The 25,191-nt window shown below is 61.9% G+C and carries 22 protein-coding genes, 4 tRNA genes and 1 pseudogene; 9 read left to right on the top strand and 18 right to left on the bottom strand.

Going from position 1 to position 25,191, the window contains the following annotated elements; genetic code table 11:
- Nucleotides 1-55: 55 nt before the first annotated feature.
- Complete coding sequence (locus tag AB4O22_RS04540; RefSeq protein WP_028237398.1) at nucleotides 56-1,312, top strand: aminotransferase-like domain-containing protein; 1,257 nt, start codon at nucleotides 56-58, stop codon at nucleotides 1,310-1,312.
- A gap of 67 nt (nucleotides 1,313-1,379) precedes the next feature.
- Here AB4O22_RS04540 and AB4O22_RS04535 read toward each other — a convergent pair whose 3' ends face one another.
- The 5 genes from AB4O22_RS04535 to AB4O22_RS04515 form a co-directional block, all read right to left on the bottom strand.
- Entirely contained in the window at nucleotides 1,380-2,012 is a 633-nt protein-coding gene (locus AB4O22_RS04535; protein WP_003204356.1) for a LysE family translocator, read from the bottom strand.
- Between the two features lie 272 nt (nucleotides 2,013-2,284).
- Nucleotides 2,285-2,360 (bottom strand) — tRNA-Gly (locus AB4O22_RS04530).
- Between the two features lie 3 nt (nucleotides 2,361-2,363).
- Nucleotides 2,364-2,439: transfer RNA gene (locus AB4O22_RS04525), tRNA-Glu, on the bottom strand.
- A gap of 104 nt (nucleotides 2,440-2,543) precedes the next feature.
- Nucleotides 2,544-2,619, bottom strand: a tRNA-Gly gene (locus tag AB4O22_RS04520).
- A 2-nt stretch (nucleotides 2,620-2,621) separates the two neighbouring features.
- Nucleotides 2,622-2,697: transfer RNA gene (locus AB4O22_RS04515), tRNA-Glu, on the bottom strand.
- Between the two features lie 371 nt (nucleotides 2,698-3,068).
- On the opposite strand from AB4O22_RS04515, the gene AB4O22_RS04510 reads away from it, so the two are divergent.
- Nucleotides 3,069-3,827: a hypothetical protein gene (locus AB4O22_RS04510; RefSeq protein WP_223470648.1), complete on the top strand. Its 759-nt coding sequence runs from the start codon at nucleotides 3,069-3,071 to the stop codon at nucleotides 3,825-3,827.
- Between the two features lie 165 nt (nucleotides 3,828-3,992).
- Here AB4O22_RS04510 and AB4O22_RS04505 read toward each other — a convergent pair whose 3' ends face one another.
- The 4 genes and pseudogenes from AB4O22_RS04505 to AB4O22_RS04490 all read right to left on the bottom strand — a co-directional run bounded on the left by AB4O22_RS04505 (nucleotide 3,993) and on the right by AB4O22_RS04490 (nucleotide 8,425).
- On the bottom strand, nucleotides 3,993-4,856 hold the full coding sequence (locus tag AB4O22_RS04505; protein WP_411740638.1) for a methyl-accepting chemotaxis protein: 864 nt from the start codon (nucleotides 4,854-4,856) through the stop codon (nucleotides 3,993-3,995).
- Nucleotides 4,854-5,078: pseudogene (locus tag AB4O22_RS04500) on the bottom strand (HAMP domain-containing protein); the annotation flags it as partial. The gene AB4O22_RS04505 and the pseudogene AB4O22_RS04500, both read right to left, overlap by 3 nt.
- A 992-nt stretch (nucleotides 5,079-6,070) precedes the next feature.
- Nucleotides 6,071-7,459, bottom strand: a complete 1,389-nt coding sequence (locus AB4O22_RS04495) for an aminotransferase-like domain-containing protein (protein WP_013694022.1) — start codon at nucleotides 7,457-7,459, stop codon at nucleotides 6,071-6,073.
- A 204-nt stretch (nucleotides 7,460-7,663) separates the two neighbouring features.
- Nucleotides 7,664-8,425 carry an SDR family oxidoreductase gene (locus AB4O22_RS04490; protein ID WP_003204364.1) on the bottom strand — a complete coding sequence of 254 codons (762 nt, stop codon included), beginning with the start codon at nucleotides 8,423-8,425 and terminating at the stop codon, nucleotides 7,664-7,666.
- Nucleotides 8,426-8,651: 226 nt separating this feature from the next.
- On the opposite strand from AB4O22_RS04490, the gene AB4O22_RS04485 reads away from it, so the two are divergent.
- On the top strand, nucleotides 8,652-9,656 hold the full coding sequence (locus tag AB4O22_RS04485) for an NADP-dependent oxidoreductase (RefSeq protein ID WP_003204366.1): 1,005 nt from the start codon (nucleotides 8,652-8,654) through the stop codon (nucleotides 9,654-9,656).
- Nucleotides 9,657-9,777: 121 nt separating this feature from the next.
- Here the strand turns inward: AB4O22_RS04485 and pyrF are convergent, their stop codons facing one another.
- Entirely contained in the window at nucleotides 9,778-10,476 is a 699-nt protein-coding gene (gene pyrF / locus AB4O22_RS04480; RefSeq protein WP_013694023.1) for an orotidine-5'-phosphate decarboxylase, read from the bottom strand.
- Between the two features lie 289 nt (nucleotides 10,477-10,765).
- On the opposite strand from pyrF, the gene AB4O22_RS04475 reads away from it, so the two are divergent.
- The 3 genes from AB4O22_RS04475 (at nucleotide 10,766) to xopAW (ending at nucleotide 13,547) form a co-directional block, all read left to right on the top strand.
- Entirely contained in the window at nucleotides 10,766-11,524 is a 759-nt protein-coding gene (locus AB4O22_RS04475) for a response regulator (RefSeq protein WP_053163098.1), read from the top strand.
- Nucleotides 11,524-12,570, top strand: a complete 1,047-nt coding sequence (locus AB4O22_RS04470; RefSeq protein WP_223470654.1) for a sensor histidine kinase — start codon at nucleotides 11,524-11,526, stop codon at nucleotides 12,568-12,570. Before AB4O22_RS04475 ends, AB4O22_RS04470 begins: the two co-directional genes overlap by 1 nt.
- 131 nt (nucleotides 12,571-12,701) lie before the next feature.
- Nucleotides 12,702-13,547: a XopAW family type III secretion system calcium-binding effector gene (gene xopAW / locus AB4O22_RS04465; protein WP_460095934.1), complete on the top strand. Its 846-nt coding sequence runs from the start codon at nucleotides 12,702-12,704 to the stop codon at nucleotides 13,545-13,547.
- An 87-nt stretch (nucleotides 13,548-13,634) separates the two neighbouring features.
- On the opposite strand, the gene AB4O22_RS04460 is transcribed toward xopAW, so the two are convergent.
- The 8 genes from AB4O22_RS04460 to AB4O22_RS04425 form a co-directional block, all read right to left on the bottom strand.
- Nucleotides 13,635-14,672: an AI-2E family transporter gene (locus AB4O22_RS04460; protein WP_003204378.1), complete on the bottom strand. Its 1,038-nt coding sequence runs from the start codon at nucleotides 14,670-14,672 to the stop codon at nucleotides 13,635-13,637.
- 64 nt (nucleotides 14,673-14,736) lie between these two features.
- On the bottom strand, nucleotides 14,737-15,555 hold the full coding sequence (locus AB4O22_RS04455) for a DUF4892 domain-containing protein (RefSeq protein ID WP_003204380.1): 819 nt from the start codon (nucleotides 15,553-15,555) through the stop codon (nucleotides 14,737-14,739).
- 129 nt (nucleotides 15,556-15,684) lie between these two features.
- Nucleotides 15,685-16,536 carry an alpha/beta hydrolase gene (locus tag AB4O22_RS04450; RefSeq protein WP_223470660.1) on the bottom strand — a complete coding sequence of 284 codons (852 nt, stop codon included), beginning with the start codon at nucleotides 16,534-16,536 and terminating at the stop codon, nucleotides 15,685-15,687.
- On the bottom strand, nucleotides 16,533-17,327 hold the full coding sequence (locus AB4O22_RS04445) for an alpha/beta fold hydrolase (RefSeq protein WP_013694026.1): 795 nt from the start codon (nucleotides 17,325-17,327) through the stop codon (nucleotides 16,533-16,535). Before AB4O22_RS04445 ends, AB4O22_RS04450 begins: the two co-directional genes overlap by 4 nt.
- Nucleotides 17,328-17,601: 274 nt before the next feature.
- Entirely contained in the window at nucleotides 17,602-18,045 is a 444-nt protein-coding gene (locus AB4O22_RS04440; RefSeq protein WP_003204388.1) for a hotdog fold thioesterase, read from the bottom strand.
- 52 nt (nucleotides 18,046-18,097) lie between these two features.
- A complete protein-coding gene (gene sixA / locus AB4O22_RS04435) occupies nucleotides 18,098-18,550 on the bottom strand; it encodes a phosphohistidine phosphatase SixA (protein WP_003204390.1) in 453 nt (150 codons plus the stop codon).
- Nucleotides 18,547-18,894: a DUF4389 domain-containing protein gene (locus AB4O22_RS04430; RefSeq protein ID WP_003204392.1), complete on the bottom strand. Its 348-nt coding sequence runs from the start codon at nucleotides 18,892-18,894 to the stop codon at nucleotides 18,547-18,549. Before AB4O22_RS04430 ends, sixA begins: the two co-directional genes overlap by 4 nt.
- Before the next feature lie 30 nt (nucleotides 18,895-18,924).
- Entirely contained in the window at nucleotides 18,925-19,950 is a 1,026-nt protein-coding gene (locus AB4O22_RS04425) for an NAD(P)H-dependent glycerol-3-phosphate dehydrogenase (protein ID WP_223470662.1), read from the bottom strand.
- Nucleotides 19,951-20,149: 199 nt separating this feature from the next.
- On the opposite strand from AB4O22_RS04425, the gene AB4O22_RS04420 reads away from it, so the two are divergent.
- From AB4O22_RS04420 to AB4O22_RS04410, 3 genes are read left to right on the top strand one after another with little or no spacing between them, the layout of a single operon-like run.
- Complete coding sequence (locus tag AB4O22_RS04420; protein WP_223470664.1) at nucleotides 20,150-22,273, top strand: TonB-dependent receptor plug domain-containing protein; 2,124 nt, start codon at nucleotides 20,150-20,152, stop codon at nucleotides 22,271-22,273.
- Nucleotides 22,274-23,206, top strand: a complete 933-nt coding sequence (locus tag AB4O22_RS04415; protein ID WP_003204397.1) for an ABC transporter substrate-binding protein — start codon at nucleotides 22,274-22,276, stop codon at nucleotides 23,204-23,206.
- Nucleotides 23,203-25,104: an ATP-binding protein gene (locus AB4O22_RS04410; protein ID WP_013694027.1), complete on the top strand. Its 1,902-nt coding sequence runs from the start codon at nucleotides 23,203-23,205 to the stop codon at nucleotides 25,102-25,104. Before AB4O22_RS04415 ends, AB4O22_RS04410 begins: the two co-directional genes overlap by 4 nt.
- The last annotated feature ends 87 nt before the right edge of the window (nucleotides 25,105-25,191 follow it).

Below are 25,191 nucleotides of genomic sequence, written 5' to 3'. Positions count from 1 at the left end.
TTGATCATGAGCAACGGGCCTTCAATGGCTCGTTGCTTTTTATGGAGAAGCGAAAGTGTCCAGCGCATTCGAAAGCACAATATTCGACGACCCCATCCTGAACGTCATCCACCTACTGAACTCCATTGCCCAAGAGAACCCGGAGGCCATTTCACTGGCCTCCGGTCGACCCGATGATGAGCAGTGCGACCCTTCGCTCATCGACAGGGGCCTGGCCCAATACAAAGATCACGTTGCCGGCACCGAACAGTCACTTGCGACGCTGCTTTGCCAATATGGAAAAACCTCTGGAATCATCAATGAAATAATCGCCAGCCATTTGCAGGTGGATGAAGCGATCAACGTTTCCAACCCTGAAAGCATTGTGGTGTGCATGGGCTTTCAAGAAGCCTGCACCTTGACGCTCCTGTCCATTTTTGAAGGCAGTGGGGTTTTATTGGTACCTGACCCGGTGTTTTCCGGCATCACGGGTATCGCAAAACTGCTGGATATAAAAATAGTCCCCGTCCCCATGACGACCTTTCTTGATCCGATCGCCCTGCGCAGGCTCATTGAAGCGCTGGAATCCAGAGGTGAAAGAATCAAGGCGCTTTATGCGATTCCTGATTTCAGCAATCCTACCGCCGACAGCCTTTCCCATGACAACAGAAGAGCCATGCTCTCCCTGGCCGATGAAAAGAACTTTTTCATCCTCGAAGACACTGCCTACCGCTACTTCAGGTACGAAGGCGATGCCATTGCGTCCATGAAGTCCATCGATAGCCGCCGAGTGTTCTTGCTGGGCTCGTTTGCCAAATCGATTTTCCCGGGCTTGCGCATGGGCTATGTGGTCGCCCCAGAGGGCACTGGGGTCATGTCCTTCAGCAGCCGATTGTGCAAAGCCAAAAGCCTGATCACGGTGAACACCCCTGCCTTGTGCCAGGCGGTTGTCGCAGGCCTGCTGATCGAGAACGACTACTCGTTGAAAAGGCTGAACCAACCCAGGGTGCTGTCTTATACAAAGAAAAGAAATCACATGCTTGAATGCCTTGAGCGCGAATTTCCATTCAGGATCGGCGCTCAAAGAGCGGTCAGCTGGAATCATCCGGCAGGCGGCTTCTTCATCAATGTGCAGCTGCCTTTCGTCTTTGGATATTCTGAAATGCGCGAGTGCGCCAGGCTGTTCAAGGTGATTGTATTTCCCACCACCTTGTTTTCGCTGATGAATGAGGCCACCACCCAGGTCAGGCTGTCGTTCAGCAATGCAACCGCCTCGCAAATCACCCAGGCGATAGGCCGTTTCAGGGCGTACGTCGAGTTCAGACTGCAGTAAAACGTCCCCATGCAACGCAGGGGAGATACCAGGCTTATGCCTCGCTCAGCGAGGCATAAGCTCCAGGTCAGGTTCCCGTGGCGAGCATGACGCCAGTGGCGACCTGGTAGGCCCCCAGGATGGTGATGGTTGCCCCTGAAAAGTAGTTGATCAGCCTGAGCTTTGATTCGGCAATCCGCGCCTTGAAAATGGAGGAGAACCCACTCAACCCCAGCCACCAGGCCGCCGAACCCAGGAAGATACCGGTCACCATCGGCAGCAAGGCGTGCTGGCCGCCTTGGTCACTGGCCATGCCGTCACTCAATGCGGCAAATATCGCGATAAACGACAAGATGGTCATGGGGTTGGACAGCGTCAGGAACAGCGTGGTCGAGTAGGCTTTGAACATATTGGCCCGCTCGCCCGCCATGGCCGTCGAGCCGCCCTTCGATCGTATTGTCTGATAGCCAATGTAGGCGAGGAACAGCCCTCCAAAGATACACAACCAGGGTTTGAAGCTGATGAGCGTCGCAATGATGGCCGTGACACCCAGGGCACCGATGAATCCATAGATCGAGTCGGCTGTGGCCGCGCCCAATCCCGTCGCGAAACCGGCTCTCCACCCAAGCATCAGGCTTCGCTGTATGCACAACAGCCCAATGGGTCCTACAGGGGCTGCAATGCACAGCCCAATGACCATCGATTTAACGAAAATCAGCATAAATGCATCTCCAGAATGGGTACTGGAAGGTTAGGAGAAGTGCATTTCTTTAGGAATGAACTATTAATCTTCCTAAGCGTTTTCCCTTAAATTTTGCAGGAAGTACTCTCACCTTCCTTTCAATATTAAGGAAAATCGTTGCCAGCCCCCGCAGACAACGCAAATCGCTCGTTAAAGGCCCTTGAGCGCCGGATACATAACCTTGGGCATTTAAATGGCTTTTTTACGCGCATAAAAAAACGCCGCTCAAATGAGCGGCGTCTTTTTGAATTTGGAGCGGGAAACGAGACTCGAACTCGCGACCCCGACCTTGGCAAGGTCGTGCTCTACCAACTGAGCTATTCCCGCAAATGGCGTCCCCTAGGGGACTCGAACCCCTGTTACCGCCGTGAAAGGGCGGTGTCCTAGGCCACTAGACGAAGGGGACACGCTGCCCGGAACACATGGTGTGTGTTCCAGTGCCCAGACCCGCCTCCGAAGACTTGGTTCTGGTTTCACTCAGCCCTGCCCGAAAGCAACGCTGTTTAAAATTGGAGCGGGAAACGAGACTCGAACTCGCGACCCCGACCTTGGCAAGGTCGTGCTCTACCAACTGAGCTATTCCCGCATTGGCGTCCCCTAGGGGACTCGAACCCCTGTTACCGCCGTGAAAGGGCGGTGTCCTAGGCCACTAGACGAAGGGGACACACGTACAACATTCACTACTTATAGCGTTTGGCTGAGTGCTTTACGCTGTAAGTGGCGCGCATTCTATGGATGGATTGAAGGGTCGTCAACCCCCAGATATAAATTTATTTAAATCAATGACTTCGCCCGGTTTGGAGGCGATCCGGACATTTCGCCCGCCCGGTCTCTGACGCCTATATTCTGTCACCCGCCGAGACGCTATAGTCGCGCCCGGCAAATGATGGCAATGTGCGTCCACCCGGTTATGCTTCCTATAAACAGCACGACGCCCGTCTAATCGCGTCGCTCGGGCCTATGCGCTTAAAAGCCAAGCCACTACACTCATGACATGCGTACCACAATAAAGAGGTCTTACCGGTGACACCACTCATGATCACCCTGCTCGTCGTAGCCGGGATCGCCCTGTTGATCGCCATTGGCTACATGAACCACGTGGTGGAAAACAACAAGCTGGAAAAAGCCCGCACCAAGGTAGAACTCAACGACCGCATGCGTCGCTGTGGCGAGCTCACCGAAACCTTCCCCGGGCAGTTGATGACCCCAGCCCTGAAGTTGTTGATGACGCGCCTTGAGATGAATGTCTGCCAGCGCCTGCTGAACCTGGAGAAAACCAATTCCGCGGTCAAGGCACGCCTGGACGAATTGAGCGCACTCGCCGCCCAAGGTGAATCGATCCCGGTGAACAATCCACCGGCACCGATCCAGACCGAAGCCAAGGCCAAGGACGTACGTTTTCTGCTCGAGGCCTTGCACGGCCAGATCACCCGCGCTGCCCAGGACGGTTTCCTGCCGTCTAACGAAGCCAAGCGCTGGATTCGCGAAGTGCGGCACATCCTGGTGCTGCTGCACATCGAGTTCTTCAACAACCTCGGCCAGCAAGCCCTGCAGCAAGAACAACCCGGGCAGGCCCGCCTGGCCTTCGAGCGCGGCGTACAGTACCTGCGCAAGCAACAGGAACCCCAGGTCTACGCCGAACAACTGGCCTATCTGGAGAAACTCCTGGCCCGCGCCAATGCCCAGGTCCTGGCCAGCACCCAGCCGGTCGAAGGCGAGGTCAACCAGTTGACCGAAGGGCTGAAGGACGCCGAAGTCAACGACGAGTGGAAGAAGAAGAAGGTTTACGACTGAGGATTCATTGTCGGATACGAATCATTTGTGGCGAGGGGATTTATCCCCGCTGGGCTGAAGCAGCCCCAAGTCATCAAACTACTGCACCAACTTTTTAGATCTTAGGGCCGCTTTGCGCCCCAGCGGGGATAAATCCCCTCGCCACAAGGGTTTGCGTCGTCTTTGTCACAACCTGAAATGCCCCACCATCCCTTTCAGCTCAACCCCCAACTGCGCCAGCTCGATGCTGGAAGCGGCATTGCCGCGCATCGCCAGGGAGGATTGATCTGCACTGGCGCGAATGCTGGTGACACTGCGATTGATCTCCTCGGCCACCGAACTCTGCTGCTCGGCCGCCGCCGCGATCTGTTGGTTCATCTGTTGGATCAGTGATACAGCCGCCGCAATACTGCCCAAGGCGCTTTCGGTCTGCAGTGCATCGCTGACCGCCATCTTCACCAACTCGCCGCTGCTCTGAATCTGCTGCACGGACGCCTGGGCCGCTGACCGCAGGGCACTCACCAGTCGCTCGATCTCCTCGGTGGACTGTTGCGTGCGCCTGGCCAACGCCCGCACCTCATCGGCCACGACCGCAAAGCCCCGGCCCTGCTCCCCGGCCCGGGCCGCCTCGATAGCGGCATTGAGCGCCAACAGGTTGGTTTGCTCGGCCACGCTCTTGATCACACTCAGCACCGTGCCGATGTTCTGGATCTCGGCGCTGAGGCTTTCGATGCTGGAGCTGGCCGACGTGGCCGAATCGGCCAACTGCTCGATGCGCACCATGCTCTGACGCACCACTTGCTGGCCGCTTTCGACCTTGTCGTCGGCAGTCTGGGCCGCTTGTGCGGCTTCTTCGGCGTTGCGTGCCACATCATGCACGGTCGCCGTCATCTGGTTCATCGCCGTGGCGACCTGCTCGGTTTCCTCTTTCTGACTGCTGACTTCCAGGTTGGTCTGTTCAGTCACGGCCGACAGCGACTGGGCCGAATTGGCCAACTGCTCGATACCGGCCTGTAGACCGCTGACGATACTGCTCAGCCCCGCGCCCATCTGTTGCATCGCCTGCATCAACTGACCAATTTCGTCCCGGCGCGTCACTTCGACCGTGGCGCTCAAGTCACCCGCCGCAATCTGCTGGGCCACGCGAATGACACTGCGCAGCGGCGTCACGATCAGCCGGGTTATGACCCACGCCGCGATCAATCCCACCAGCAAGGCCAAGGCCGACGAACCGATGATCAGCAGCGAATTTTTCTTCAGTTCGGTCTGCATGGCCTGATCTTCGGCACTGAAGGCTTGGTCAACCCGCGCCACCACTTGGTCGGCCCGCTCGTGCAGTTGCAGGTAGACGACTTTTTCCTTCGCCAGCAGGCCGGTGTATTCGGCCAATTGTTCATTGAACCCGGCGATATGCCCGGCCACTTCATTCAGCACGGTCTGGTAACCTGGGTCCTTGACGGTGGTCTTGAGCACTTCGGCCTGTTTCATCGCCTGCTCGGCCTGTTCGATGCTGCCTTCTGCGGCGCCCTCGACATTGCCTTTGCGGCTCTGGTCCAGGCGGACCCGCGCTTCGTTCATGGCCTGCAACATCAAGCGTGATACTTCGCTGACCTGGTTGGCCTGCTCGATGAACTCGGCCCCCTCCTTGCCCTCGGAATCTTTCAAGGTATAGGCGCCGTCATCCGCCAGCCCGGCCTGCAACACATCCAGGTTATTGGCGACGCTGGACACCGACCAACTGGCCATTTCCAGCGCCAGGTCCTTGCTCTGGCTCAACCCGACAAATTCGTCGAACGCCTTGCGATACGCGGCCAGCGCCTGCTCCACGTCGTTCATCACCGGCACGTTGGCAGCCGACTGCACCTTGAGTTCGTTCGCCTGGGCCAGCAGCCCATCGACACCTTGGCGCAGGGCATCGGCCGTCTTGGGGTCGGAGCGCGAGGCGTATTCCTGCTCCAGCAGCCGAACCTTGAGCAACCCGCTGTTGAGCGAGGACATCTGTTTCAGGCCATCGAAGCGATAGCTGATGGTCTGCAGGGACCAGACACCGATGGCCGCGACCACTGCGGTCAGCAACAGCACCAGGACAAATCCGATACCCAGTTTCTTTGCCATACCCAGGTTGGCAAAACGTCCTTGCACGGCCGAAATCATTGCGCTCAGTCCTCTGCCAGTGTGTGTTGATTGCAGATTCGCAACGAGACGCCCTGCAACACAAGATGCTGGCGTCGGAATAATGGCAAAAAGCTACAGCCGCGTCGTTTTCAGGACACTAGAGGTCGATCCAGAGCCGCGGCCCGGAAGAACGCCAGCGCCCTGGGGTCACGGGCATACGCCACGTTGATCCGTAGCCAGTCGCTGTCGGCGCCCGAAGGGCTGAATGCGCTGCGCGAAGACAGCAGCACGCCGAAACGCCTGGCCAGGTCTTGTACTCCAGCGTAGTCACACAATGGCGGTCTTGCCCAGATGAAAAGCCCGCCGGCCGGTTTGCCGAAGACCTCCCAGTCGGCGTCTTCCAGTACCTGCAACAGCGCTGCCATATCGGCGCCCAGGCGCTGCCGTTGGCGCTGGACCAACTTGCGATAGGCACCATTGACCAGGAGGCAGGCAAGGACAGACTCACAGAACCGCGATCCACCCATGCTGGTAATGCCCTTGACCTCGCTCAGGCGCGCGATGATGGAGGGCCCGGCCACCACGAAACCGACGCGCAACGAACTGCTCAGGGTTTTCGAGAAGCTGCCCACGTAGACCACCTCGGGGTCCAGTGCCGCCAGCCGGGTCCGTGCCGAGCTCTGGAAATCGCCATAGGCATCGTCTTCGATCACCAGTACGCCGTGTTCCTTCGTCAATTGCAGCAGCCGTTGAGCGACGGCCGGAGCCAGGCTGCAGCCGGTTGGGTTATGGCAGGCGCTGTTGACGAACAGCGCAGTGGGCCGGTGCATCGCCAGCAGGTCTTGCAGCGCATCGACGTCCGGGCCGCGCGGGGTCCTGGGCAGTTCGAGCATGTCGATGTCGTGCAACCTGAGCAGGTCGAACAGGCTTGAATAGCCGGGGCTCTCCACGACCACGCAGGAACCCGGCGACAACAGCGTCCGTACGATCAGGTCCAGCCCGTGGGTCGCCCCGGTGGTGGTCAGGATCAGGTCTTTATCGGCCTCGATATTGAGTTGTTTCAGGCGCCTGGACAGTTGTTCACGCAGGGCGGGCAGCCCCAACGATGTGCTGTAGTTGAACAATCCCGCCATGTCGGTGCGAGTGACCTGACGGATCGCATAGCCCAGGTCATCGCTTTCGCGCCAGCTCTCGGGCAGCCCGCCACACCCCAGCTTCAATTCCCATTGCGAGCTGTCGCACCCGTCGGCGAACGTGTCCTGCTGTCGATTCTGATCGTTGGGCTCGGGCCCGGGCGACGGGGGTGGTGCGACAAAAAAGCTGGAACCATGGCGGGACGCCAACAGGCCTTGGGCGACCAGGCGTTCACACGCTTCATTGACGCTGGACTGGCTGAGCAGGTTTTCCCGCGCCAGTTGACGGACGGATGGCAGCCGAGTCCCCGGTTGCACCGCATCCTGTCGGATCCAGCCGGTCAGCGCGTCGACGATTTGCTGCACGACAGGCACCAGGGCCTGTCGGTCGATTCTCAACTCCATGAGTAACCAAGCTCCTAAGCGTTTGTTTTGTTTCCGGAAACAGTTAAGCACAGGCCGCTACGGGACGATGTACGACAACGTCGCCAAAACCGTCGATTCTCACCCTTTGAAACACATTGAGGGTCGTTCCGAGGTTTTTTCGGCCCTACACGAAAAAGCCCGCAACCAGTGCGGGCTTCGTCCTACAGGCTGAGTGATACGTCCTCAGAACGCCGTGACGCCACCGTCCACCGCCAGGGAATGGCCCGTGGTGAAAGCCGCCCCGTCGCTGCACAAATACAGCACGGCGCTGGCGATTTCCTCGACTTTGCCAATACGTCCCACCGGGTGCATGGCGTTGGCGAACTCGCCTTTTTTCGGGTCTGCTTCATAGGCACGACGGAACATGTCGGTGTCGATCACCGCCGGACAGACTGCATTGACGCGAATCTTCTTCTTGGCGTATTCGATGGCGGCCGATTTGGTCAGGCCGATCACGGCATGCTTGGACGCCGCATAGATGCTCATCTTCGGCGCCGCCCCCAGGCCCGCCACCGAGGCCGTGTTGACGATCGCCCCGCCGCCTTGGGCCAACAGCAATGGCAACTGGTACTTCATGCACAGCCAGACGCCCTTCACATTGACCCCCATGATCGCGTCGAACTCATCAAGGGTACCGTCGGCCAGCTTGCCCTTCTCGATCTCGATCCCGGCGTTGTTGAAGGCGTAGTCAAGGCGACCGTAGGTCTTGATCACCTCGTCCATCAGCTGCTGCACATCGGTTTCCAGCGTCACGTTGCAGCGCACGAACACCGCTTCGCCGCCCGAATCACGAATCGACTGTACCGTGCCCTCGCCGCCCGCCACGTCCAGGTCGGCCACCACCACCTTCAGGCCCTCTGCCGCGAACGCCAAGGCAGTGGCCCTGCCGATGCCAGCGGCGGCGCCGGTAACCACGGCGACCTGTCCGGAAAACGTCATGCTCATTGTCTGTTCCTCGAAGAATGCGGGAGATGCCGCCAGTCTAGTCACAGGTCCCGAGGACGCGGCAGCACTATCCAACTGCCGTTTGAGCACTCATGGGCGCCAGTGATAAGCCCCCCAGGCGAACTATCACTGTGTTGGATCGAACTGCATTCGCTGTACCAGCAAACCTTGCGACAAATGCTTCGAAGGTCTATCAACAAGGCTTCATTCATCTTGAGTGCCCGCCATGACTGCCCAGACCAATCGCCAGTTCCTGCTCGCCAAACGCCCGGTAGGCGCGGCGACCCGCGAGACTTTCACCTATCAGCAAGTACCGGTCGGCGAACCGGCAGCCGGACAGATCCTGGTGAAAAACGAATACCTGTCGCTGGACCCGGCCATGCGCGGCTGGATGAACGAGGGCAAGTCCTATATACCGCCGGTCGGCATCGGCGAGGTGATGCGCGCATTGGGTGTCGGCCAGGTAATTGCCTCGAACAACCCGGGGTTCGCGGTCGGGGACTACGTAAACGGTGCGTTGGGGGTGCAGGATTATTTCCTCGGCGAGCCAAGAGGTTTCTACAAGGTCGATCCGAAACTGGCTCCGCTGCCACGTTATTTATCCGCCCTGGGCATGACGGGCATGACTGCCTATTTCGCCCTGCTGGATGTCGGCGCGCCCAAGGCTGGCGAGACCGTGGTGCTCTCAGGGGCCGCCGGTGCGGTGGGCAGCATCGCCGGGCAGATCGCCAAGATCAAAGGCTGTCGCGTGGTGGGCATCGCCGGCGGCGCCGACAAATGCAAGTTCCTGGTCGATGAACTGGGTTTCGACGGCGCCATCGACTACAAGAACGAAGACGTCCACGCCGGCCTCAAGCGCGAATGCCCCAAGGGAGTGGACGTGTATTTCGATAACGTCGGGGGCGACATCCTGGATGCCGTGCTCAGCCGCTTGAACCTCAAGGCCCGCGTGGTGATTTGCGGCGCCATCAGCCAGTACAACAACAAGGAAGCGGTGAAAGGCCCCGCCAACTACCTGTCGCTGCTGGTCAACCGGGCGCGCATGGAGGGCTTCGTGGTCATGGACTACGCCGCGCAGTTCGCCGCCGCCGGGCAGGAAATGGCCGGCTGGATGGCCAAGGGGCAGCTCAAGAGCAAGGAAGACATTGTCGAAGGGCTGGAGACATTCCCCGAGACACTGACCAAATTGTTCAGTGGGGAGAACTTCGGGAAGTTGGTATTGAAGGTCTGACACAAAACAACTGTGGGAGCGAGCTTGCTCGCGATGGGGCCGTGTCAGTCAACATTGATATGACTGACATACCGCTATCGCGAGCAAGCTCGCTCCCACATTGGGGATCTTCGGTGTTTGGTCAGGCCAGTTCGGCCACGACCGCCGCCAGCGCCTTGGCCGGGTCGGCGGCCTGGCTGATCGGGCGACCGATCACCAGGTAATCGGCACCGGCGTCCAGCGCCTGGCGTGGGGTCAGGATGCGACGTTGGTCGTCCTGGGCACTGCCCGCCGGACGAATCCCCGGGGTCACCAGTTGCAGCGACGGGTGAGCCGCCTTCAGGGCGCTGGCCTCCAGGGCCGAACAGACCAGACCGTCCAGGCCGGCCTTCTGCGCCAGCGCCGCCAACCGCAGCACCTGCTCCTGGGGCTCGACGTCCAGGCCGATCCCGGCCAGATCCTCGCGCTCCATGCTGGTCAGCACGGTCACGCCGATCAGCAACGGTTTCGGGCCGCTGCGCTGATCCAGCACTTCACGGCAGGCCGCCATCATGCGCAGGCCACCGGAGCAATGCACGTTGACCATCCACACACCCATCTCCGCAGCCGCCTTGACGGCCATGGCGGTGGTGTTGGGAATGTCGTGGAACTTCAGGTCCAGGAACACTTCGAAACCCTTGTCGCGCAGGGTCCCGACAATTTCCGAAGCACAACTGGTGAACAGTTCCTTGCCGACTTTTACCCGGCAAAGCTTGGGGTCCAACTGGTCGGCCAGCTTCAGGGCGGCGTCACGGGTGGGGAAATCCAGGGCGACGATGATGGGCGTCTGGCAGGCGGACATGAGCGGGCTCTCAGGCAAGTCGAAATCGGCGCGCATTGTAGCGGAACGAGCGCCCGTGCGGGACCCGATGATCGGTAAATCTCATCGTCCCCCTGCAGCATGGACGATACCGGCCTTTGTGTCGAAGCCGATACACTCATGACATGCGTACAACACGTCCACACGCTACCGTCCGCCGCCGCAACCCGTCCTTTCAGCGCTTCACGCCTCACGGCACGAAGCCTATGCTGAGGGCTCAACCTTGCCGCCTACTTTGCGGTTGGCAGCCTACCTGGCAGATGATGCATCCATGCAGAACACCCCTGTTGCAAATTCTGACGATCAAAAAGTGCTCGACGATGACAAGCGCTGGAACACCCGCGCGCTGATCGTCGATGACGACGTGCCGATCCGCGAGCTGCTGATCGACTACCTGGCCCGCTTCAGCATAAGGGCTAGCGGCGTGACCGATGGCGCGGCCATGCGCCAGGCGATGCAGGCCGAACACTTCGACGTGATCGTGCTCGACCTGATGCTGCCGGGTGAAGATGGCTTGCAGTTGTGCCGCTGGCTGCGCGCCGAATCGGACATCCCGATCCTGATGCTCACAGCCCGCTGCGAGCCCACTGACCGCATCATCGGTCTGGAGCTGGGCGCCGATGACTACATGGCCAAGCCGTTCGAACCCAGGGAGCTGGTGGCGCGTATCCAGACCATCCTGCGCCGGGTGCGCGACGACCGCAGCGAGCAGAGGGCCAATATCCGTTTCGACAACTGGCGGCTCAACAGCGTACTGCGCCAACTGATCTCCGCCAATGGGCTGGTGGTGCCGCTGTCCAATGCCGAGTTCCGCCTGTTGTGGGTCTTCATCGAACGGCCGCGCCGAGTGCTCAGCCGCGAACAACTGCTGGATGCGGCTCGCGGGCGCTCCATCGAGGCCTTCGACCGCAGCATCGACCTGCTTGTATCACGCCTGCGCCAGAAGCTGGGCGACGACCCCAAGGCGCCGCAACTGATCAAGACCGTACGCGGTGAGGGCTACCTGTTCGACGCTCGGGACATCGGCTGATGCAACTGCGCCTCGACTCCCTGTTCGGCCGCCTGTTTGGTGTGCTGTTGCTGGCGATTGTCCTGGCGCATCTGTTGGCCTTTGCCTGGTTTTTCCACTACGACCAGCCCCCACCTCCCGGGCCGCCGCCTGAAATGGCCCGACAAGGCGAAGGCCCCCCGCGTTTCGGCCCGCCCCCTAACCACCCTCGGCGGCCCTGGTTCGGCGGCCCGGTGGTGCCGCTGACCTTTCAATTCGTGTTCCTGATCGTCGCGGCCTGGTACGGCGCCAAGCTGCTGACCCGACCCATCCAGCGCCTGAGCGATGCAGCCGAGCGCCTGAGCGAAAACCTCGACAGCCCGCCGCTGGATGAAGACGGCCCCCGTGAAGCACGACAGGCGGCCCATACGTTCAACCTGATGCAGCAACGGATTCGCGAGCAGGTGCAGCAGCGTTCGCGCATGCTCGGCGCGGTGTCCCATGACCTGCGCACGCCGCTTTCGCGGCTCAAGCTGCGCCTGGAGCAGATCGATGACATCAAGCTGCAAGGCCAGATGCGCCAGGACCTGGACGACATGATCGGCATGCTCGATGCCACCCTCACCTACTTGCACGAACAGCGCACCAGTGAAGCGCTGCAATGGATGGACGTGCAGGCCTTGGTGGAATCGTTGAGCGAAAACGCCCAGGACCAGGGCGCCGATGTGCAGGTCAGCGGCACCTGCGCGCCACTGCAGGTGCAACCGATGGCGCTGCGTTCGTGCCTCAACAACCTTATCGACAATGCCCTGCGCTACGCCGGCCATGCCTTGATCAGCCTGGAAGACCAACATAAGCAGGTGCTGATTCGAGTCATCGACCATGGTCCCGGTATCGCGGCGGACAAACGCGAGGCGGTGTTCGAACCGTTCTTTCGCCTGGAAGGCTCGCGCAACCGCAACTCCGGCGGCGTCGGCCTGGGCATGACCATCGCCCGCGAAGCCACCGAACGCCTGGGCGGGCAATTGACCCTGGAAGAGACGCCAGGGGGCGGGTTGACGGCGGTGATCAGCCTGCCTCGTCTCTAAGACTCTTATCTCACAGGGGCGAACACTGTGTATTTCTCTCGGTACAAACTCCACACACCCACGACAACTCCCCCGCCGAGGCTGCATAAGCCGGTGCACTCACCGGCTATCCCAGCCCAAGGAGAGCGCCCATGATCGGTAGCGTCAGCAGTTACTCGACCTATACCAGCACCAGCAGTACCGCAACCAGCAGTGCCCGCAGCCAGCAGTTTCAAAAGGAATTGCTGAGCAAACTCGACAGTGACGGCGACGGTTCGGTCAATCAGGAAGAGTTGAGCACCGCCCTGTCGCAAAAAAGCGACGACGGCATTCTGGTCAGCCTGAGCGACAACTTCAGTGACCTGGACAGTGACGGCAGTGGTGAGCTGAGCAGCGAAGAAATGGCTGCGATGGCGCCTCCGCCTCCGCCTCCACCGCCACGGGACCAGGCACCAAATACCGAACTGGCCGATGCGCTGCTCAGCGTCCTGGACACCGACGGTGATGGCGTGGTCAGCAGCGATGAGTTGAGCAACGGCCTGGCCAGCACGGACAGCGATGCCGACAGCCAGCAAGTGTTCTCGGCGTTGGACAAGAATGAAGACGGCACTGTCAGCCTCGACGAACTCGCCGCCAGCCTTGCGCCACCGCCACCACCGCAACAGGCCTCCAGTGAAGAGTTGTTCAGCCAGCTCGATGCCGATGGCGACGCCACCGTCACCGCCAGCGAACTGAGCAGCGCCTTGCAGGCCAGCAACGGTACATCCACGAGCACCGACACCAGCGCGATGCTGATGGAAGCACTCGACAGCGACAGCAGCGGTGGCGTCAGCAGCGACGAATTCAACAACGCCTTGCAGGCCGGTCGCCGCAGCGACAGCTCCACCGAACAGGCCAATGTCAGCGAGGCGTTGAACAGAATGATCGCCAACCTCAGCCGGCAATACTCGCTGGATAACGTCGCCACTGTAGGGAAACACCTGAACGTGGCGACCTGATTCACCGGCAAGCCTGGATTGAAACTCACTTGTGGCGAGGGGATTTATCCCCTCGCCACAAAGGTTTGTGCTTGCCTCTGGGGTGGGTTACCGCGCCTGGCTCTTGCTCCAGTCCGTCAACAGGCTATACGCCACCGCCAGCAGGGTCGGGCCGATGAACAGGCCGATGAAACCGAAGGCGATCAACCCGCCGAACACCCCCAGCAGCACGATGACCAGGGGCAGGTTTCCGCCACGGCTGATCAGGTACGGCTTGAGCACGTTGTCCACGCCACTGATGATGAACGTGCCCCAGATGCCAAGAAACACCGCCATCCCGTACTCACCCTTCCACGCCAGCCACGCCGTGGCAGGGATCCACACCAGCGGTGGCCCCATGGGGATCAGGCTCAACAGGAACGTGACGATACCCAGTACCAGCGCCCCCGGGACCCCGGCGATCAGGAAGCCGATCAGCGCCAGCACGGCCTGGGCTGCCGCAGTGCCAATCACGCCGTTGACCACCCGTTGCACCGTACCGGCCACCAGTTCGATGTAGTAACCGGCGCGGTCGCCGATCAGACGCTCCAGCAACCCGTGGACGAACACCGCCAGGCGCGGGCCATCGCGATAGAAAAAGAACACGAACACGATGCTCAGGGTCAGTTCGAGTATGCCGCCGCCGATCTGCGCACTGCGGGCCAGCAGCCAGTTGCCGACCTGTCCCAGGTAAGGCCTGGCGGACACCATCAGCGCGGCCCCCTGCTGGTCGATGCTGTTCCAGATGCCGACCAGCCGTTCGCCCACCAGCGGTACACCGGCCAACCAGGTCGGGGCTTCGGGCAGGCCGTCGACCTGTGCGTCCTTGATGAATGCGGTGGCATCGCGCACATGGTCGGCCAGGTTGAAACCCAGCCACACCAGCGGCACCGCCACCAGCAGCATCCAACCCACCGTCAGCAACGCCGCCGCCAGGGATTCGCGGCCATTGACCCAGCGGGTCAGCAGGCGCATCAGCGGCCAACTGGCGAACGCCAGCACCGCGCCCCAGAACAGCGCCGACCAGAACGGCGCCATGACCCAGAGGCTTGCACCGAACAACACCAGGAGCAGGATCTGCACCAACAGCCGATCGTTATTGATCATGTAGGGTCTCGAAAAAATGAACAGGAGCGAGGCAACGGCGTGAAAGCCGCCGCCCCGAAACAGCTTAGCGCAGCAACTCCAGGTGCAATCCCGCCGCCTCGCCGCTGGCGGCCTCCATGCGCGCCGCCCGGACACCCTGGCCCGCCAGAGCCTCAAGCCAATCCTCGGCCCGGGGCCCGGCGATACTGACCCGCAAGCCCGTGTCCAGGTTCAGCGCCCGGGACAACAGGCGCAACCAGGTGTCGTCCGGCTCACCGGCAAGACGCGGCAAATCCAGGACCCCTGTGTCCTTGAGCTGGCGCAGCAGCGTGGCCGACGTCGGCAACAGGTCCCCCAGCGCTGCACTCGCCTCGAACTGCTCGACATGCAGGTAGGCCTTGCGATTGCCGCGGGTGATGGCATACAGCGCAATCAGTGTGTTGTCCGTCGGTGGCGCCAGGCGCAGCAGCAGGAAGGCCTGGCCGTTGTCGGCGCCATAGAGCTTGGAGTTGCCGAAGACGTCGTTGGCCCACAGGCTGCTTTCGCCGCAATCGCGGGCCTGACACCAGAACAACAGCTCGGCGCCCTGTTTCTGCAACGCTTCGCGCGCTGCGGTAAAGGCCTGGGTGGCGGAATGTTCCGGCGGCAGTTCGTAGGTGACCGACGTGACGTTCCCACGGGCATCGACCTGGCCGTCGAAGCGCAGCTGGCCGCTGATCTTGCGGATCGAGCCCATGGGGTAGACGCGTTCCAGGTCGCTGGTCTGCCGGTAATCGACAATCTGCGCGTCGGGCATGCGCGGCACACGCTCCAGGTCGCGACTGCCTGGCACATCGGCGGCGAACGACGCCGGGCTGAAGCAGGCCAGCACCAGCAGGACGAGTGAGTGAACGGATAACTTCATCGGGTCGGCTTGGCCTGGGACGCGTGGACGCAACGGTCGTCGTCGATGCACCGCGAGGCTGATAAACAGAGGTCTGTCATGGTTGTCTCCCTTTCAACCCGCCCAGCCTCGACAGTTGCCCGCCGCAAGTCAAGGAACGGTGAAGAACCGATTGAAACAGTCTGCTACAAGTGTGGCACCGACCTCGTCGTTCAGGTGTAGATGATGGCCGCCGGGCAACTGCTCATGACTGAAGGGTAGACGCTCCAGCAACGCCGGGTGCTGGGCCAGCATGCCGTCGGCCGCCACCACCAGATGCGCCGGACAAGCGACCCGCGCCACGAACGCCATGGCTTGTTCATCGGTCAGGCGCAAAGGCGATGGCAAGGTCAGGCGGTTGTCGGTGCGCCAGGTATAGCCCCCGGGCACCGGCATCAGGCCACGCTGGGCCAACAGTTCAGCGGCCTCGCGGCTGACCGCCACCAGCCCCTTCATCCGCGCTTCGATGGCCCGCTCCAGGGTTTTGTAGACCGGCTTGCGTTTCTGCTGCAGATCCAACTGGGCTTGCAGGGCCATGCCCATGCGCTCGGCCGCGTTATCGCCTTTGGCTGTCGGAGGAATCACCCCGTCGATCAGCCCCAGGTGCGTCACCCGCTCCGGCAAGGAGCCGGCCAGCACCAGCGAGACAATGGCGCCCATGGAATGCCCCAACAGGGCGAAACGCTTCAAGCCCAGTTGTTCGGCGACTTGCAGCACATCGTGGGCATAGTCCCAGAGGGCATAACCGGCACCGGGCGGCCGATGCCCGGAGTGACCGTGGCCGGCCATGTCCAGGGCAATCACCCGCAGGCCCTCGAGCCTGGGCGCCAGGCGGGCGAAGCTGTTGGCGTTGTCCAGCCAACCATGCAGGGCAATTACCGGCAGTCCGTCTTCCGACCCGAACAGGTGGGCCGCCAGTTCGATGTGCGGCAAGCTCAGGCGGACTTCCTCGACCACACTCATGCGCTGCGCCCTTCCCAACGCTGGAACAGGTTCTTGAGCAGGTTGGCCGTGTCCTGTGGACGTTCGAGGGGAAACATATGGCCGCCGGGCATGCTCAGGGATTCGCCATGGAGCATGCGCCCCACCGAACGGGTGTGATGACGCATCACCACGCGACTCTGCCGGCCTCGCACCACGGCCAGCGGCACCTTGAGCTTGCGGGGCCGTCCGGGGCTGGTGTGCGGCACGCCGCGGTAAATGCTGATTTCGGTGGCAGGGTCAAAGCGCAGTCGCAGCCGGTCGCCGACTTGTTGCAGGCCGTGTTGCAGGTAGGCGTCGAAGCAATCCGGGTCAAAGCCGCGGAACAGGGTCTTGCCGGCAAAATACTGCCGGGCGGACTCCAGGTCAGCGAACTCCTCACGCCGACCCAGGGTCCGGCCCGCGGGTGTCAGGCGGTCGATGAAGCCCAGGCGCTTGGCGGCCAGGATCACCCACTGGTCGGTACGGGTCAGCACCGGCGAATCGAGCATGACCACGCCGCGATACAACTGGGGGCAGCGCAACGCCGCGTGCAGGTGCAGCACGCCGCCCAGGGAGTGACCAACGCCCCACACCGGCGCCGGTTGCTGCTCCAGGTGATGAATCAGTTCGTCCACCAGGTTGTGCCAGTTATCGTCAACCGGGAAACGCGGGTCATGACCGTGCAACTCCAGATGCGCGACCTGGTACTGCGGCGCCAGCGCGGCGAACAGTTTGCCGTAGGTGGCCGAGGGAAAACCGTTGGCGTGGGCGAAAAAAATCTGTTGCGACATGACAGCCGATCCATTGGGGGAACTGGGGCAGATTGTCCGCAGAACCCGACGGCACGGCAATGACCGTAACTGACAGGAATGATGACAGTCGGGCTTGGGCTATGGGGCTATCAAGCGGTAAGCACTGCCCCATGTGGCGAGGAGACTTGTGGGAGCAAGGCTTGCCCGCGATGCAGACGCTGGGGTGGATCAGGTGTTGCGCGTCGACGCCATCGCGGGCAAGCCTTCTCCCACAGGAAATCACCCCATGACAGGATTGCGTCCAGCTAGAACATCAACGCGCCGGCGGTTGCTCGCCCAGCGGCACCACGGCCATGGTCAGGCGCGACACGCAATTGACCTTGCCCTCGTCATTGACCAGGCGAATGTCCCAGACCTGGGTGGTGCGGCCCAGGTGGACCATCCGGGCCGTGGCGGTCACCCGTCCGCTGCGCACGCCGCGCAGATGGTTGGCGTTGATCTCCAGGCCCACGCAATAGAACTTGCTGGCATCGACACAGAGATAGGCCGCCATGGACCCGACCGTTTCGGCCAACACCACCGAAGCACCGCCATGCAGCAGGCCGAACGGCTGGTGAGTGCGATGATCGACCACCATGCTGGCGGTCAGGGATTCGTCGTCGAACGACTCGAAACGAATGTCCAGCACTTCACTGATGGTGTTTTTACCGGCGGCGTTCAGTTGCTCGATGTTGGGGGTGGTGCGCCACAGACTCATCGTTGCCCTTCCTGTGTGATTGTTGTTTTACCCAGTCCTGCAATCGATCTGCTCAGGGATGCCTGATCCCTTTGAGCTTCATCGCCCCGGCCAGCGGCATGTCGCCTTCCAGCTCGGCCAGGCCGGCGGTTTGCACTTGCTCGGGGTGTTGCAGATGGCCGTGCTGCAGAAAGCCCAGCAAGCTGCCCACCAAGGGGTTATGACTGACCAGCAGCACATTGTCCTGGTCCTCGAGGCGCTCCAGGACTTTTTGCGGCCGGGTGTCCGGCGTGAGCCAGTTCACCGTGATCAGCTCAGGCTGAAAACCCAGCGCTTCGCGCACCAGTTGTGCGGTCTGTTGGGCGCGCAAGTAGGGACTTGCGTAAATGGCGGCCAGGGGCTGGCCGATCAATTGCGCGGCACTGCGCAACACTTCCTCGCGACCGTGAGCCGTCAGGGCCCGCTCCGGATCCGGACGGGCACCGTACGGCTCCGCCTCACCATGACGCAACACCCACAACTTCATAGCTTCGGCTCCTCGTCCCGGGCGGGATGCGGGGCCGGCGCCACGGTGTGAGGTGCTTCACCTTCCGGGGTGCGCGGGGTCGGCCAGTCCGCGAACGGCCAGGGTTTCTGGTCGCTGTGAAAGGTGCCGAAACGACCGATCTGGGCCAGGAACTGGCTCAGGCTGTCGCCGAAATTCATCAGGCTGGCACTGGGTGCGCCGTAGATCAGCCGATAGATCAACTGCACCAGCACCACGGCGCCGAGGATGAATTGCGCCACCTGCCAGACCAGCAGGTAAATCACCATCCACAGCACACGCAGCAGGATGGATTCGTATTGGGGTTGCCCTTGCGGATCGTTCATGGCTCGCTCCTGCTTGCGGTCAATAAAGGTTCAGTTGAAACCGCTGGTGGAAATGAAATCGACATCGGTCTTCGGTTCGCCACGCATCAACAGCTCGATCACCTGTTCGAGCGTGCGCCCTTCAAACAGGATCGCGTGCAACCCGGCGACCAGTGGCATGTACACCCCCGCCTCCTGGGACTTGGCCTTGAGCACCTTGAGGGTATTGACCCCTTCGGCCACTTCACCCAGGCGCGACACGGCCTCGTCGAGGCTCAAGCCTTGGCCGAGGGCAAAACCGACCTGGTAGTTGCGGCTCTTGGGCGAGGAACAGGTGACGATCAGGTCGCCCACGCCGGCCAACCCCAGGAAGGTCATCGGATTGGCGCCCTGACTGACGGCAAAGCGGGTCATTTCCGCCAGCGCACGGGTGATCAGCATGCTCTTGGTGTTCTCGCCCATGCCCAGCGCCACCGCCATGCCGGCGATGATGGCATAGACGTTCTTCAACGCCCCGCCCAGCTCCACACCGAAACGGTCGGCACTGGCGTAGACCCGGAAGGTACGGCCATGCAGTGCCGCCTGGACCCGCTGGCACAGCTCCTCATCCTCACTGGCGACCACCGTAGCGGTCAGCGCATGCTCAGCGATTTCCCGCGCCAGGTTCGGCCCGGAGATCACACCGATCCGAGCCTTGGGCGCGATTTCTTCGAGAATCTCGCTCATCAGCTTGAAGGTCTTGGCTTCGATGCCCTTGGTCAGGCTCACCAACAGCTTGCCGCTCAAGCGTTCCGCGTAGGGCGCCAGCACCGAACGCAAGGCGCTGGACGGCAGGGCGACGAAGAACAGGTCGCTGCCCTCCAGGGTTGCCTGCAAGTCAGTCACCGGTTCCACTTCCGGGTGGATCTTGATGCCCTTGAGGTAACGCGGGTTCTCGCGATTGACCCGGATGGCCTCGGCCTGCTCCGGGTCACGCATCCACTGGCGCACCGGGTGACCATTCTCGGCCAGCAGGTTAGCCACGGCGGTGCCGAAACTCCCGCCTCCCAGGACAGCAATCGGGCGCTGTTCAGTCATATGCAATCCGTTCATCCATACCAAGTGGCAATGCGGGGCATTATACGGAGCGGCCAGAGCGCGACCAGCCCCGGCAACAATTACCACCAGCTGTAGGAAGCTGACCATCAATTCCTAGGAAAATGCTGTCAACGCGAATGGAAAAGTCGTTCAGCTCGGTTAACATGCCCGCCATCCACCCTATCTCAAAGGCTGTGCCGTGTCCGTTGGCCCTTCCCGTCCAGGTTCGTCCCTGCTATTGGCACTGATCATCAGCCCGCCAGTGCTGGGCGACGACCTGTTCGTGGACAGCCAGCCCATGCCCCAGGTGCTGACGGCCACGCGCCTCAAGCAATCACCAGCGGCAGTGCCAGGCAGCATGACCGTGCTCGACAGCGAGTTGATCAAGGCCAGCGGCGCTCGCGATATCAGCGAACTGCTGCGCCTGGTGCCGGGCATGATGGTCGGCAACATCAGCGGCAACCAGGCTGCCGTGAACTACCATGGCACCAACGCCAGCGAAGCCCGCCGCATGCAAGTGCTGATCGACGGCCGCTCGGTATACCGCGCCGGCCTGGCCACGGTGGACTGGAGCGATATTCCGGTGGCCATGGAGGACATCGAGCGGATCGAAGTCTTCCGCGGCCCCAACACCGTCAGCTACGGCGCCAATGCGCTGATGGCGGTGGTCAATATCATCACCCGCGCCCCGGCCGACAGCCATGGCACCCGGCTGAAAATCACCCGTGGCCAGCGTGGCATCAGCGACTGGTACGCCAGCCAGGGCAGCGGCTGGGACGGCGGCGACCTGCGGCTGTCGTTGTCCGGCCAGGAAGACGATGGCTTTGACAGCGACCGCAACGGCGCCGATTACCGCGACAGCCGCCGCCTGAACCGCTTCAACCTGTCCGTCAGCCAGACGTTGGACGAGCAGCAAAGTATCGATTGGCAATTGAACGCCAAGGACGGGACCAATCAGCGGCCCTATACCTACCATCCCGTGTTTGCCGGGATTACAGCCGCTGGGGATAACTCCGACGTCATCGCCAAGGACTACGCCGGCTCACTGCGCTGGAACCTGGACCTGGACCCCGACCACAGTCTTTATGTACAGGGTTCGATCCAGCACTGGGATCGCCAGCAGACCTGGCGCGCCTGCGACGCCGAGGTGTCCTTCAGCCCGCAACTGACCGACCTGTGGCAGCTCAACCCCAACTATGCCGAGAAGCTGGCACGCAATATCCCCAGCTACATCAACAGCGGCGCGCCAGCCGGCACGCCACAGGAACAAACGTTGGCCAATCAGGTGCTCGACCAGTGGCGCAACGGCGCCTCGCAAACCCTGTGCGGCGACATCGACCAAAGCGCCCGGGAATCGCGCTACGACCTGGAGATCCAGGACACCCTGAGCCTGTCCGACAGCCTGCGACTGGTCACCGGCGCCAACTATCGCTATGACCGGGCCGACTCGGAAACCTACTTCAACGGCACCCTGGACGACACCACGTGGCGCCTGTTCGGCCAGCTCGAATGGCGGGCCACCGAACATTGGTTGTTGCAGGGCGGCGCGATGTTCGAAGACACCCGCCTGACCGGCAGCTCGCTGACCCCACGGGTCGCGGTCAACTACCTGATCACCCCGCGCCACGGCCTGAGGGCGGTGTACTCCGAAGCCGTGCGCTCCCCGGACATGTTCGAGAACAACGTCAACTGGAGCTATCAGGTCACCAACCTGCAACCCGCCGCCTTCGGCCAGAACAGCGCCCGTTACTTCGTCCGGACCCGCGGCCCGGGCAACCTGGAGCAAGAGCACATGCGCTCCCGGGAACTGGGCTACAACGGTTATTTCGTGGATCTGGGGCTGGCGGTCGACGTGAAACTGTTCCATGACGAAATCACCGGCATGATCAGCGAACCGTTGCGCAACAATCAGTACATCGCCAGCAACAGCAACGAATCGCAATTCTCCGGGGCTGAAACCCAGTTCGACTGGCGCTTGACCAGCACCGACCGCCTGCGCCTGACCTATGCCTATGTCGACGCCCAGGCCAGCAACCCCCTCGACGAACAACTGACCGCCCGCAACAGCGGTTCGGCCGGCTGGCTACGGGACTGGGGCCAAGGCTGGAACAGTGCGTTGTTCTATTACGCCGCCGACGCCCTCAATGGCTATCGCTACGAACGGATGGACACCCGCCTCGCCCGGCGCATTCCCCTGGGCAAGGCCAGCCTGGAACTGGCGGGGGTCCTGCAGCAACGCCTGGACAACCAGCCCACCACCTTTATCGACAACCGCTACGACTCCCGCCATGTCGTGTACTTCAGCGCGGAGTTGTCCTTCTAGATGTCCCGACGCCCACCGCGCAAGACGCCATTTCATGGCCGCCTGACGCTAGCCCTATGCCTGGCGTTTGCCGGTTGGCTGGCGACCATCGAGGCCCGGGCCGCCGAGATCCTGCTGACCGGCGCCGAGGACAGCCCCGGCGTGCAATCTTTTACCCAGGCCCTGAAAACCCTGCGCCCCGAAGACAGCGTGCGGTTCACGCCGCTGGCCAACCTGCCAGCGCCAGACAAGTTGCCGGGCAATGTCCGCCTGGTCCTGCTTGACCTGCCCAGCCTCGACTGGCGCCTGCAAGACGCCCGGGGCCCGGCCACCCTGGTGCTGCGCATCAGCCGCCAGCAAGCCCGCGATCGCCTGGGCGAAGCAACGCCTGCGCACCTGAGCCTGCTGTGGAGCGATCCACCGATGGCGCGGCAATTGCGGCTGATTCGCACCATCCTGCCGCAGGTGCGACGGGTCGGTGTGCTTTACGACACCCACAGCGAATTCCTGCTCAAGGACATTCAACAGGCCGCGGCACCGCTGGGCCTGGCCATCGTCAGCGAACGCTGGGACGACACCAACGACAGCCGTCCCCTGCAAAACCTGCTGGGCCAGAGCGACGTGCTGCTGGGTCTCGATGACCCCGACTTGTACAACCCCAAGACCGTGAAGAACCTGTTGCTCAGCAGCTACGCCCGGCAACGCGCCCTGATCGGGCCCAGCGCCGCGTTCGTCAAGGCCGGCAGCCTGGCCAGCACCTATAGCGACCAACAAGACTGGCTGGCGATTCTCGACGAGCTGCTCGACCGGCCCGCCACCACCTGGCCGCGCACCCTCTATCCGGACCGTTTCAAGGTCCTGGGCAACCGGCAAGTCTCCCGCTCACTGGGGATCGAACCGATTGATGCCGAATCCGTCGCGGCAACGTTGGCCGAAGGAGAACACCGCCCATGACCTTGCGTCGCCGTTGGGACATCAACACCCGAACCCAGCTCATCGCCCTCGGCCCGGCATTGTTGCTGACCGTGCTGCTGATCAGTTTCTTTACCTTCGTGCGGATCCAGGACTTGCGCCAGGAACTCAATCACACCGGGCAACTGATCGCCAACCAACTGGCCCCTGCCACGGAATACGGGGTGATTTCCGGCAACAAAGAAGTGTTGGAAAGCCTGCTCACCGCCACCCTGGCGACCCCACACGTGCGCTTCCTGGAGATCCAGGACAGCACCGACAAGGTCCTGGTGTACGTCGAACAACCCGAGCAAACCCGCAGCCGTGCCCAGCAGGTCGAAGTCTTCCAGGCCCCGGTGCGCCTGCAGCGCATCGCCCTGAACAATGACTTCCTGCAGGGCAACAGCCCATCCGTGGAGGCCTCCGGCGAAGATTACCTGGGCCGCGTGATCGTCGGCATGTCCAGTGACGCCTTCAGTCAGCGGCAGCAGGAAATCCTGTTCAAGGCCGCGATCCTGGCGCTGTTCGCCCTGCTGTTCACCTTCCTGGTGGCACGCCGGCTGGCGACCAACCTGTCCCGGCCGATCCGCGATATCGGCAACGCGGTCAAGGCCATCCAGCAAGGCGACTACAGCACCCCGCTGCCCATCGTCGACGACGCCGAACTGGGGGCCTTGTCGCGGCACATCAACAACCTGGCCGATGGTTTGGGGCAAGCCAGCCGCGAACAGCACCAGGCCATGGCACAGTTGATCAAGACCCGCGAAGAAGCGGAAAAAGCCAACAGCGCCAAGTCCGAATTCCTGGCGATGATGAGCCATGAACTGCGCACGCCCATGAACGGTGTACTGGGCATGCTGCAGTTGTTGGAAACCACCCGCATGACCGACGAGCAGCACGAGTACACGGCGTTGGCCTCGGAATCCACCGAACACCTGCTGAAGGTGATCAACGATATCCTCGATTTCTCGCGCATCGAACGCTCGGCCCTGGAGCTGGAGCACATCCCGTTCAACCTGGCAGAGCTGGTGAGCAGTTGCGCGCAGTCGTTCCAGCACAGCGCCGCGCAGCGCAAGCTGGGCCTGGACCTGCTGGTCCCGGACGACATGCAGGCCTTGCAGGTCCAGGGCGATCCGACGCGGATACGGCAGATCCTGGTCAACCTGATCGGCAATGCACTGAAATTCACCGAGCAAGGCCGTGTCACCGTGCAATGCCAGTGGCAGGCCCTGGACCACGAACTGCTGTGGTTCACCTGCACAGTGCGCGACAGTGGCATCGGTATCCCGGCAGAGAGCCTGGAGCGCATGTTCGACGCCTTCCAGCAGGCCGACAATTCGATCTCCCGGCGCTACGGCGGCACCGGCCTGGGCCTACCGATCGCCCGTACCCTGGCCGAGCGCATGGGCGGGACGCTGCGGGCCCAGAGCGAAGAAGGCCAGGGCTCGGTGTTCACCCTCGAAATCCCGCTGGCCCTGTCGCGCCAGACACCACCGATCCTGGCGCCGCGCCTGCCGGTTGGCAGCGGCGATGGCGAAGGCCGCAACGTGTTGCTGGTGGAAGACAATCCGGTCAACCAGACGGTGGTCGAAGCCATGCTGCGCAGCCTCGGCTTCACCGTCAGCATCGCCACCGATGGCGCCCAAGCTGTACGCAGCGCCGAAAGCCTGATTTTCGAAGCGATCCTCATGGATTGCCGATTGCCCATCATCGATGGCTACGAAGCCACGCGGCAGATCCGTCAGTTGCCAGGCTGCGGCGAGGTGCCGATCATCGCCCTGACGGCCAACGCCTTGCAGGGTGACCGCGAAGCCTGCCTCGCGGCGGGCATGAACGATTACCTGGCCAAGCCGTTCAAAAGGAACGACCTGCAGCAGATTCTGCAGCGCTGGGTGAACTAGAACAGGTCACTGGACCATCTGTGACTGGCGTGAAAGGCGAAAGTGCGGCAGTCTTAGGCACCCGAACAAGCCTCGATTGGGGCTTGA

The organism is Pseudomonas sp. S3_B11, from assembly GCF_054667715.1.
Note: the sequence above shows the minus strand (reverse complement) of the source record. Positions and strands in the feature narration are given on the sequence as shown.

Coding starts and splice junctions, on each gene's coding strand:
- AB4O22_RS04410 (WP_013694027.1), top strand. CDS start 23,203: ATGACCTTGCGTCGCCGTTGGGACATCAACACCCGAACCCAGCTCATC.
- sixA (WP_003204390.1), bottom strand. CDS start 18,550: ATGAAGTTGTGGGTGTTGCGTCATGGTGAGGCGGAGCCGTACGGTGCC.
- AB4O22_RS04425 (WP_223470662.1), bottom strand. CDS start 19,950: ATGACTGAACAGCGCCCGATTGCTGTCCTGGGAGGCGGGAGTTTCGGC.
- AB4O22_RS04510 (WP_223470648.1), top strand. CDS start 3,069: ATGATCACCCTGCTCGTCGTAGCCGGGATCGCCCTGTTGATCGCCATT.
- AB4O22_RS04485 (WP_003204366.1), top strand. CDS start 8,652: ATGACTGCCCAGACCAATCGCCAGTTCCTGCTCGCCAAACGCCCGGTA.
- AB4O22_RS04430 (WP_003204392.1), bottom strand. CDS start 18,894: ATGAACGATCCGCAAGGGCAACCCCAATACGAATCCATCCTGCTGCGT.
- xopAW (WP_460095934.1), top strand. CDS start 12,702: ATGATCGGTAGCGTCAGCAGTTACTCGACCTATACCAGCACCAGCAGT.
- AB4O22_RS04535 (WP_003204356.1), bottom strand. CDS start 2,012: ATGCTGATTTTCGTTAAATCGATGGTCATTGGGCTGTGCATTGCAGCC.
- AB4O22_RS04460 (WP_003204378.1), bottom strand. CDS start 14,672: ATGATCAATAACGATCGGCTGTTGGTGCAGATCCTGCTCCTGGTGTTG.
- AB4O22_RS04455 (WP_003204380.1), bottom strand. CDS start 15,555: ATGAAGTTATCCGTTCACTCACTCGTCCTGCTGGTGCTGGCCTGCTTC.
- AB4O22_RS04505 (WP_411740638.1), bottom strand. CDS start 4,856: ATGGGCGCGGGGCTGAGCAGTATCGTCAGCGGTCTACAGGCCGGTATC.
- AB4O22_RS04475 (WP_053163098.1), top strand. CDS start 10,766: ATGCAGAACACCCCTGTTGCAAATTCTGACGATCAAAAAGTGCTCGAC.
- AB4O22_RS04490 (WP_003204364.1), bottom strand. CDS start 8,425: ATGAGCATGACGTTTTCCGGACAGGTCGCCGTGGTTACCGGCGCCGCC.
- pyrF (WP_013694023.1), bottom strand. CDS start 10,476: ATGTCCGCCTGCCAGACGCCCATCATCGTCGCCCTGGATTTCCCCACC.
- AB4O22_RS04415 (WP_003204397.1), top strand. CDS start 22,274: ATGTCCCGACGCCCACCGCGCAAGACGCCATTTCATGGCCGCCTGACG.
- AB4O22_RS04440 (WP_003204388.1), bottom strand. CDS start 18,045: ATGAGTCTGTGGCGCACCACCCCCAACATCGAGCAACTGAACGCCGCC.
- AB4O22_RS04450 (WP_223470660.1), bottom strand. CDS start 16,536: ATGAGTGTGGTCGAGGAAGTCCGCCTGAGCTTGCCGCACATCGAACTG.
- AB4O22_RS04495 (WP_013694022.1), bottom strand. CDS start 7,459: ATGGAGTTGAGAATCGACCGACAGGCCCTGGTGCCTGTCGTGCAGCAA.
- AB4O22_RS04470 (WP_223470654.1), top strand. CDS start 11,524: ATGCAACTGCGCCTCGACTCCCTGTTCGGCCGCCTGTTTGGTGTGCTG.
- AB4O22_RS04445 (WP_013694026.1), bottom strand. CDS start 17,327: ATGTCGCAACAGATTTTTTTCGCCCACGCCAACGGTTTTCCCTCGGCC.